Genomic DNA, 8,656 nt, shown 5'->3' on the forward strand with positions numbered 1-8,656 from the left:
GGGCTCGACCGGCAAGCCGAAGGGCGTGCAGCACAGCACGGGCGGCTACCTGCTGTGGGCCGCGCAGACGATGAAGTGGACCTTCGACTGGAAACCCACCGACGTGTTCTGGTGCACGGCCGACATCGGCTGGGTGACCGGCCACACGTACATCACGTACGGCCCGCTCGCATGCGGCGGCACGCAGGTCGTGTTCGAAGGCGTGCCGACCTACCCGGACGCCGGCCGCTTCTGGAAGATGATCGGCGACCACAAGGTCACCGTGTTCTACACCGCGCCGACTGCGATCCGCTCGCTGATCAAGGCGGCCGAGGCTGACGACAAGGTCCATCCGAAGAGCTACGACCTGTCGAGCCTGCGCATCATCGGCACCGTCGGCGAGCCGATCAATCCGGAAGCGTGGATGTGGTATCACAAGCACGTCGGCCAGGAGCGCTGCCCGATCGTCGATACGTGGTGGCAGACCGAGACGGGCGGCCACATGATCACGCCGTTGCCGGGCGCGACGCCGACCGTGCCCGGTTCGTGCACGCTGCCGCTGCCGGGCATCATGGCCGCGGTGGTCGACGAAACCGGCCAGGACGTGCCGAACGGGCAGGGCGGCATCCTCGTCGTCAAGCGCCCGTGGCCCGCGATGATCCGCACGATCTGGGGCGACCCGGAGCGCTTCAAGAAGAGCTACTACCCCGAGGAACTCGGCGGCACGCTGTATCTCGCCGGCGACGGCACCGTGCGCGACAAGGACACCGGCTACTTCACGATCATGGGCCGGATCGACGACGTGCTGAACGTGTCGGGCCACCGGCTCGGCACGATGGAGATCGAATCGGCGCTGGTGTCGCACGAACTCGTGGCCGAGGCGGCCGTGGTCGGCCGTCCGGACGATACGACGGGCGAGGCGGTGGTGGCATTCGTGGTGCTGAAGCGTTCGCGTCCGGAAGGCGAGGAAGCGGCGGCGCTGGCGAAGACGCTGCGCGACTGGGTCGGCAAGCAGATCGGGCCGATCGCGAAGCCGAAGGACATCCGCTTCGGCGACAACCTGCCGAAGACGCGCTCGGGCAAGATCATGCGGCGCCTGCTGCGTTCGCTCGCGAAGGGCGAAGCGATCACGCAGGACACGTCCACGCTCGAGAATCCGGCCATCCTCGAACAGTTGAACCGCTCGATGTGATACCACCCGCCGCGGCGGGCAATCCGCCTCGCCGCGGCGCCGGAGCGCGGCCGTATCCGGCCCGCGACAAGCATCGCCGTTCGTTCCCCGACGGCACGGCATGCATGCGGCTCGAATCGATTCCGTCGCCGCATATTTAATTAGTTATACGTATTACAACACTCAACAAAACGGAGACAGACGATGAACGGAAGGACACGGATGATTTGCGCGGCACTGCTGGGCGCAGCGGCAAGCACGAGCAGCTTCGCTCAGAGCAGCATCACGCTGTACGGCGACCTCGACGCCGCCTTGCTTTATACGAGCCGATCGCTCGACTCGGCAACCGGCGGCAACGCCGGACGCCAGTTCGCGCTGACCGACACCGGCATGACGCCGACCAATTTCGGCATGACGGGTACCGAAGATCTCGGCGGCGGGTTGCATGCGAGATTCAAGCTGGAAAGCGGCTTCAACATCACGGACGGCGCGTTCGGCCATTCGAACGGCAACTTCTTCGGTCGCCAGGCGTGGGTCGGAATCGATGGCGGATTCGGCGAGACGAAGGTCGGCCTGCAGTTCTCGCCATTCGTGCTCGCAGTGCTCGGATCGGATCCCCGCAATATCTCGCACTTCGGCGCCGCGCTGATCCCTTACGTCGACAACGTGCTCGTCACGGGCCTCTTCAACCCGAATGCGATTTCGTACACGAGCCCGACGATCGCCGGGCTGACAGGCAGCGCGATGTTCGGATTCGGCGGAAAAGCCGGGGATTTCCAGGCGGGACGCCAGTATTCCGGCAGCCTCACCTATACGAATGGCGCATTCATGCTCAACGCGGCGCTCTACGACGGCAACGGCGGCACGTCGCCGACACCGGTTCCGAGCACGGTCGCATTCGTCGGCCGGACGATCGGCGCCGCCTACACATTCGGGCCTGTGACCGGCAAGGCGTCGTTCACGAGCTACAAGGTCGCCGGCTCGTTCAGCAACAACGTGTATAGCGCCGGGCTCGACTATCGCGTCACGCCGGCCCTCGACCTGAACACCGGCGCGTGGTACACGACCGACCGCAACGACTCGCACAATCATTCGCTGCTTGCCGCGATCGGCGCCGACTACAGCCTGTCGAAGCGAACCGGCCTGTATGCGCAGGTCGGTGTCGTCAACAACCACGGCGCGATGAATACGGGCCTCGGCATAACGGGTGGCGCGCTGTTCGGATTGCCGGGCACGACGGTCGGCGTCAATGCCGGCATCCACCACGTATTCTGACGCTGCCTGCGGACGGACGGCCGGCACACGGCCATCCCCGCACGCCGCGAGCACGGGGAGCGACGTGCTGCGCCCGGCGTCGCTTCGACAATCCAGCCTCGATGTTTACCCGACCTCAAGTCTGCGGCCGCGCTGCCGTCAAGTCAGGAGCGCACGCCCACTATCCGCCAGGAACCGGGCGGGTGCGCCCACAAGGAGACCCAGCAACGTGAACCTTTTCGGAATCGGTCGCGGCCGCCGTTCATCACGCGCACTCGTCGGCGACATAGCCGAGCAGGCCGGCAGGCTCGGCATCGAGATCTGCGATGTGTCGGGGCACGTCGAGGAAGTCGCCGCCCGCGTCGCCCGGCAGGCGGAGGTCTGCCATACGCTGCGCGAATCGGCGGCCCTTACGTTGCGCGGCAACCACCGGATCGCCGAGGCCGCGCAGCAGGTGCGCAACGTCAGCGCCAACGCATCGAGCGCGGTCCGGCAGTCGCAGCAGACGATCGAGGCATCGCTCGCGGACATTCACGTCCTCGTCGAGGGCGTCACCGCGATCAGCAGCCAGATGGGTGCACTACGCGACGCGCTCGATCACGTGCGGGCCGTGTCCGAGGAGATCTCCGTCATCGCTCGCCAGACCCACCTGCTCGCGCTGAACGCCGCGATCGAGGCCGCGCGCGCTGGCGAGTCGGGCCGCAGCTTCGCCGTCGTCGCAGCCGAGGTCAAGAACCTGTCCGCCAAGACCGGGCAGGCCACGGCCCAGATCGAAACGACCCTTGCACGCCTCGCCGAGCAGACCGAACACCTGATCGCGGACGGCACCGACAACGCCGCGCGCGCGCACCGCGTACGCGAGGGCACGCGCACGATCGGCGAAGTCGTGCACGCGACCGGGCACGCGATCACCGAACTCGCCGGCGAAGCCGAACAGATCGCGTCGCTGACGGACGAGATCGAGACGCAGTGCCACCGCCTCGACGAACAGGTGGGCGAGATGGCGTCCGGTGTCGAAAACTCGAGCGACAACTTCTCACAGGCCAAGGATCGCCTCGGCAATCTGCTCTCCGTCTCCGAGACACTCATCGAACTCACGGCCGCGACCGGCATAGAGTCGCCCGACACGCGCCTGATCGAAACCGCACGGAACACCGCCGCCGCGATCAGCAAGCTCTTCGAGGAGGCGGTCAGCCGTGGCGACATCGCGCTCGACGCGCTCTTCGACGCGCACTACGAGCCGATTCCCGGCACCGACCCGCAGCAGTTCGTGACGCGCTTCACGGCCTTCGCCGATCGCGTGCTGCCGGCCATCCAGGAGCCGGTGCTCGGTATCGACGAGCGCATCGTCTATTGCGCCAGCTTCGACAGACAGTGCTACCTGCCTACCCACAACCGGAAATTCTCGCTGCCCCAGCGCGCAGACGCCACCTGGAACGCGGCGAATTGCCGGAACCGCCGGATCTACACCGACCGGACGGCGCGCACCTCCGTGTCGCACACCAAGCCGTTCCTGTTGCAGACCTATCGACGCGACATGGGCAATGGTCAATTCGCGCTGATGAAGGACGTTTCCGCGCCGATCGTCGTCGGCGGACGACCATGGGGGGTCCTGAGGATCGGCTACAGCGTCTGAACCTGCGCGGGTGGGCCGCTACTGCGCCAACCCCACCGCGAGCGGCCGCTGATCGCTACGCCCGTGATCGTCGACCACCCGCACCGCATAACTGCCAGCCGTCCTCGGCTGCCAGAACAGCACATCGCCCGGCCTGCTACGCGCGACAAACGCATCGTTGACGAACCAGTACGACGTATGCGCGCTCGCATCGAGCCGTCAGTTGAACGCGATGCGCGTCTCCTCCGCACGCTTCACCCGCATCGCATACGTACTCCCGCGCAGTGGCGACGTGATGCGCTGCGGGTCGCCTTCGACCTGCCCTGCGTCGCGGCAGTCCGCGTGCTGCGGCGGCCGTCGCACGGCATCGCGGGTAGAAATATGAGCGGTAGCAACATCGGAATGTTTCAGGCAGGTTGTTGATCGCGTTTCGAAACCATCCAACGTAATCTCGATCGACTTCCAGTTTCCGGGCCGAAGCTCATCAGCAACGACCGGAACTGTGCAGAAGAAAATCGGCTTCACTGTACATTTCATCCCCCTTCTACCTAAAACACAATGCCCGTCAGGCTCAGGATCATGGAATCCGGACGGGCCGTATGCATGCCAACCGTGGGTACAAGACGATCAAAGAAATCCGGCCCGCTCAACGCATCACGGCGGCGATAAAAACTGGATGCCAACTCGATGAAACCATCCGCTGACCAGCTTCCGTCTTCGCTCGCCGCTGCCACGTTTATTCCATTCCTCATCGCGAGCATCGCGCTTGCCGCCGCCTACGGCGCCAGCTTTCTCCTCTCCGAGCATTTGCGTCAGAGCGGCCTGGATTCGTCGATGGCCGGCGCCGTGATCTCGACCGGCATCCTGACCATGATCGTCAGCTCTCTTGTCGCGGGATGGGTAGCACAACGAATCGGGTTGATGTCGACCATCGTGGCGGCCGCTGCCGTCATGGCTCTTTCCATGCTCGCGTTCAGCCTGGCAGCGCACGATTTGAGGATCGCGTTCATCGGCGGCCTGCTTTTGGGAATGGGATGGTCGACTTTTTATATCCTCGCGCCACTTCAAATCATTCATCACCTCAGGCCCTCCGCGCGGATCAAATACCTGACCTTGCTCTCGGGTGGTCAAATGGTCGGACTCGGTCTCGTGTCACCGATCGGCCATTTCGTCGCCAGCCGCTCCGGGTCGTATTCGATCGTCTACGCAGGCCTGGCGTGTCTTTGCGTGATTGCCGCCATCGCATTTTCGATTGTCCGAAAACGGGCGGAACGCCTACCCCACCCGCCCGCAGATGCAACCGGCCTGACGGCCGCGCGGGTTGCCGAGATACTGCGCCATGTCACCCGGCTGCCGATCATCATGATCGGACTCGCCGCATGCGCCTTTTCCGCGTTGTCGAATTTTCAGGCGATCTATGCCGAGTCGCGACACCTGTCGCCCGATCTCTTTTTCGTGACATTCACGTTGACGACCGTGTTCTGCCGATTCACGCTGGCGCAGACGATCAGCCGATTGCCGGTCCGAAAGCTCGCCTTCACGCTGTTCGCCATGACGCTCGTGGCGCTGATCCTCTTCGTGTCCAATCCGGGCAGTGAAATCCTGTACGTGATCGGCTCGTTCATCTTCGCGATCGGCTACGGACTCAGCTACTCCACCTTGAACGGTATGGCGGTCAATCTCGCCAGCGAAAAGGGATTGTCCGCATCAGCATGCTCGCAAGTCTTCACGATCGCCTACTTCACGGGCCTGTTCGGATTTCCGTACGTAGCAGGCGTATTGGTGACCCACGGCGGCGTGAACTGGATGATCGTCGCAACGATCGCCGTCGTCGTCATCAACTTGCTGATGCTCACTCACACGAGCCTTCGCCGCGAAAACGCGCAGATTGCGGCACGCTGACCGCGAACGCGCGATACGGATACAGATACGGCGCCTACTGCTCCACCCCGACCGCCAGCGGCCGCTGATCGTTACGCCCGTGATACGGGTCGGACGAGCACGGCCGCGCGCGGCTGATCGTGATCCAGGAGTCGAAGGGGCTGCAGGCGAAAGCGGATGATGGGTGATGGAGGGCTGCCCGTGCGCCGCTGTGACTGGAATCGGGAAAGAGGACTGGAGAGGGATGCGGGGATTTCCGTGGAGGTCGCCTGACGCCCCGAAGCAGTCCGCCGGCATTGCCGGCGACGGCCACTCGCCACGAGGTCGTCAGGCAGGTACGCCCGCCTCGCTGTCGCCAGCAAGCAATTCAGGTGTCGTAGTCACCGCTGTCCCACGGCTCGAAGAAAGCCATATAGTTGCCTGGCTCCATGATGTATAGGGCCGCGTCGTCATCCTCGTCCCTGTCATCCGCCACGAGCCCAAACGTGACGCCGAAACGTTCGACAGAGAAAGGGGCGATCTCGATGCGGCCATACTGCACTTCGCCAAGCTCGGCCAGATACCGTTCGAAGCAGGCATCGCGTGCCGTCAGATCCATGGCGGCACGCGGACCAAAGGCTTCGATTCGAGCCTCCTGCAAGGTGCCTCCGGCATCAAACAGATAAAGCGCGACATATTCCGCGCCCGGTCGGCTCGAGGATTCGGGTACGAACGGCGTAGTCAAAAAGAACTGGCTGCCGTTAACCGTTCGGCCGACGTACTTCGCGTCGAACTCGTCATGATTGATTGCGATGCGCTCCGGCGGTGTGGCCGTCATGATGAAAATTCCTGTTGCTGGTTACGAATGGCTCAGACTGCACGATACGCCCCAATCGCATCGTGCGGACACGCTTCCGATAGTGCCGACAACGGCGGACGATGACGTCCGACGCTCTCGTCAGCGATGGTCGGCGATCTACGCGCTGATGTCGAGCGACTGATTGCGGCCCAACGCCGCACACTCAGTCGAGCATGTGACCCGTTTCCGCGCTCGACTCAACCGGGCACCGACTCCGTCAACCACTCGCGCGCGCTCGCCGTGCATTGCGACGGCCGCTAAAAGGTGGGGAATTGACCACACCCTTCTATCGCTTCGAATCGGGCATGCGGCATCCCGGGAAAGCCATAAAGCACAAAAAAGGTAGACGCAGCCACCCGACAGCAACCCAGGAGACAGGCACGCAACACCTACTGCTCCAATCCCACCGCCAGCGGCCGCTGATCGCTCCGTCCGTGATCGTCGACCACCCGCACCGTATAACTGCCAGCCGTCCGCGGTTGCCAGAACAGCGCATCGCCCGGCGCACTGCGCCCGACAAACGCATCGTTGACGAACCAGTACAGCGCATGCGCGCTCGCATCGGCTGTCGCGTTGAACGCGATGCGCGTCTCCTCCGTACTCCTCACGCGCATCGCATACGTACTGCCGCGCAACGGCGACGTAATGCGCGGCGGGTCACCTTCGACCTGCCCCGCGTCGCGACACTCCGCGTTTTGCGGCGGCCGCCGGCGCGGAATGCCGGCCTGTGCGAACACCTGCTGCAGATCCGACGGCCAGAACTCGAAGATCTCCGTATGCGTGCGCTTGCCGTCGTACGGCGGGCACGCGGCCTTCCCCGTCGCGTCGTCGATCACGACCGGCCGGTGCACGGTGCTGACACGAATCGGCGACGTGCCCGGAATGAACCACGTCGAGCCCTGCTGCGGACACCACTCGTTCGGCAGATCGCCGCTCGCGAGGCAGATCCGCACGCGCTTCAGCTTCGGCGGCACCGCGCGCGGCGGCTCGACGAGCGTGCGCTCGGCATTCAGCGCATCGACGACCTGGAAGAACAGCGGCGCGGCCGCATCGACGCCGACGAACGCCGTATTGGTCGAGTTGTCGAAATTGCCGACCCACACGACCAGCACGTACGGGCCGAATACGCCGGCCGTCCACGCATCGCGGAACGACCATGACGTACCGGTCTTCCAGTAGACGGGCACGCTCGACGGTTGCGCGCCGCTCGTCTCGTCGGGGCGCAGGTGCTGACGCAGCATGTCCATCGTCATGTAGCTCGCCTCGGCGCTGAGCAGGCGCCGGCCCGGCAAAGCCGGTTCATCCGCGCGCAGTCGGAGCGGCCGGAACTCGCCGCGATTCGCGAGCATCGCGTAGAGCGCCGCAAGATCCTGCATCGTCACTTCGCCGCCGCCGAGCACGAGCGCGAGCCCGTAGTGCTGCGCGCTTGCGAGCCGGCGCACGCCGGCTTCCTGCAGGAACCCGTACAGATCGGGCGACTTGAGCTGCGACGCGACCCACACGGCCGGCACGTTACGGCTGCGGTTCAGCGCATCGGTCGCGGTGATCGGCCCAAGGAAGTGGCCGTCGAAATTCTCCGGCGCATACGGGCCGAACGCGATCGGCACGTCGCGCAATACGGTCTGCGGGTGCAGCACGCCCTGGTCGAAGCCGAGCGCATAGATGAACGGCTTGAGTGTCGAGCCCGGCGAACGCCGCGCGAGCGTGCCGTTCACCTGCCCGTCGATCGTGCGGTCGAAGAAGTTCGCGGAGCCGACGAGCGCCTTCACGCCCATGTCGCGCGTATCGACGAGGATCGCCGCCGCGTTGCGTACGCCGCGCGTGTCGTTGCGCGCGACATAGCGTGCGATCTGCCGTTCGAGCGTGCGCTGCAGGTCGAGATCGAGCGTCGTCACGAGCCGCGTGCCGGCGTCGATAT

At 64.7% G+C, this 8,656-nt stretch carries 8 protein-coding genes and 1 pseudogene; 5 read left to right on the forward strand and 4 right to left on the reverse strand.

What is annotated here, in order from left to right:
* The 3 genes from JYJ84_RS21430 to JYJ84_RS21440 form a co-directional block, all read left to right on the forward strand.
* A partial coding sequence (locus JYJ84_RS21430) for an acetate--CoA ligase (protein ID WP_205182881.1) occupies positions 1 to 1,171 on the forward strand: 1,171 nt, incomplete at its 5' end.
* Between the two features lie 183 nt (positions 1,172 to 1,354).
* Positions 1,355 to 2,425 (forward strand): porin, encoded by a 1,071-nt coding sequence (locus JYJ84_RS21435; RefSeq protein WP_122947918.1) that lies wholly within the window; start codon positions 1,355 to 1,357, stop codon positions 2,423 to 2,425.
* 208 nt (positions 2,426 to 2,633) lie between these two features.
* Positions 2,634 to 4,040: a methyl-accepting chemotaxis protein gene (locus tag JYJ84_RS21440; protein ID WP_174961870.1), complete on the forward strand. Its 1,407-nt coding sequence runs from the start codon at positions 2,634 to 2,636 to the stop codon at positions 4,038 to 4,040.
* Positions 4,041 to 4,058: 18 nt separating this feature from the next.
* Here JYJ84_RS21440 and JYJ84_RS37900 read toward each other — a convergent pair whose 3' ends face one another.
* Positions 4,059 to 4,163, reverse strand: a complete 105-nt coding sequence (locus JYJ84_RS37900; RefSeq protein WP_236027680.1) for a hypothetical protein — start codon at positions 4,161 to 4,163, stop codon at positions 4,059 to 4,061.
* A gap of 75 nt (positions 4,164 to 4,238) precedes the next feature.
* Positions 4,239 to 4,544, reverse strand: a complete 306-nt coding sequence (locus tag JYJ84_RS37905; protein ID WP_236027679.1) for a hypothetical protein — start codon at positions 4,542 to 4,544, stop codon at positions 4,239 to 4,241.
* Positions 4,545 to 4,706: 162 nt separating this feature from the next.
* On the opposite strand from JYJ84_RS37905, the gene JYJ84_RS21450 reads away from it, so the two are divergent.
* Complete coding sequence (locus tag JYJ84_RS21450) at positions 4,707 to 5,921, forward strand: MFS transporter (protein WP_174961854.1); 1,215 nt, start codon at positions 4,707 to 4,709, stop codon at positions 5,919 to 5,921.
* Positions 5,922 to 6,007: 86 nt separating this feature from the next.
* Positions 6,008 to 6,088 (forward strand): annotated as a pseudogene (locus JYJ84_RS38370) (XRE family transcriptional regulator); the annotation flags it as partial.
* 179 nt (positions 6,089 to 6,267) lie between these two features.
* Here the strand turns inward: JYJ84_RS38370 and JYJ84_RS21455 are convergent.
* Together JYJ84_RS21455 and pbpC are read right to left on the reverse strand one after the other, a co-directional pair.
* Entirely contained in the window at positions 6,268 to 6,717 is a 450-nt protein-coding gene (locus JYJ84_RS21455; protein WP_174961851.1) for a hypothetical protein, read from the reverse strand.
* A gap of 410 nt (positions 6,718 to 7,127) precedes the next feature.
* The coding region (gene pbpC / locus JYJ84_RS21460; protein ID WP_205189438.1) for a penicillin-binding protein 1C at positions 7,128 to 8,656 on the reverse strand (1,529 nt) is incomplete at its 5' end.

This window comes from Burkholderia sp. LMG 13014, assembly GCF_905232215.1.
Lineage (GTDB): Bacteria > Pseudomonadota > Gammaproteobacteria > Burkholderiales > Burkholderiaceae > Burkholderia.

What these genes read in the sequence shown, in the direction of transcription:
- JYJ84_RS21455 (WP_174961851.1), bottom strand. Translation starts at nt 6,717, where the DNA reads ATGACGGCCACACCGCCGGAGCGCATCGCAATCAATCATGACGAGTTC.
- JYJ84_RS21450 (WP_174961854.1), top strand. Translation starts at nt 4,707, where the DNA reads ATGAAACCATCCGCTGACCAGCTTCCGTCTTCGCTCGCCGCTGCCACG.
- JYJ84_RS21435 (WP_122947918.1), top strand. Translation starts at nt 1,355, where the DNA reads ATGAACGGAAGGACACGGATGATTTGCGCGGCACTGCTGGGCGCAGCG.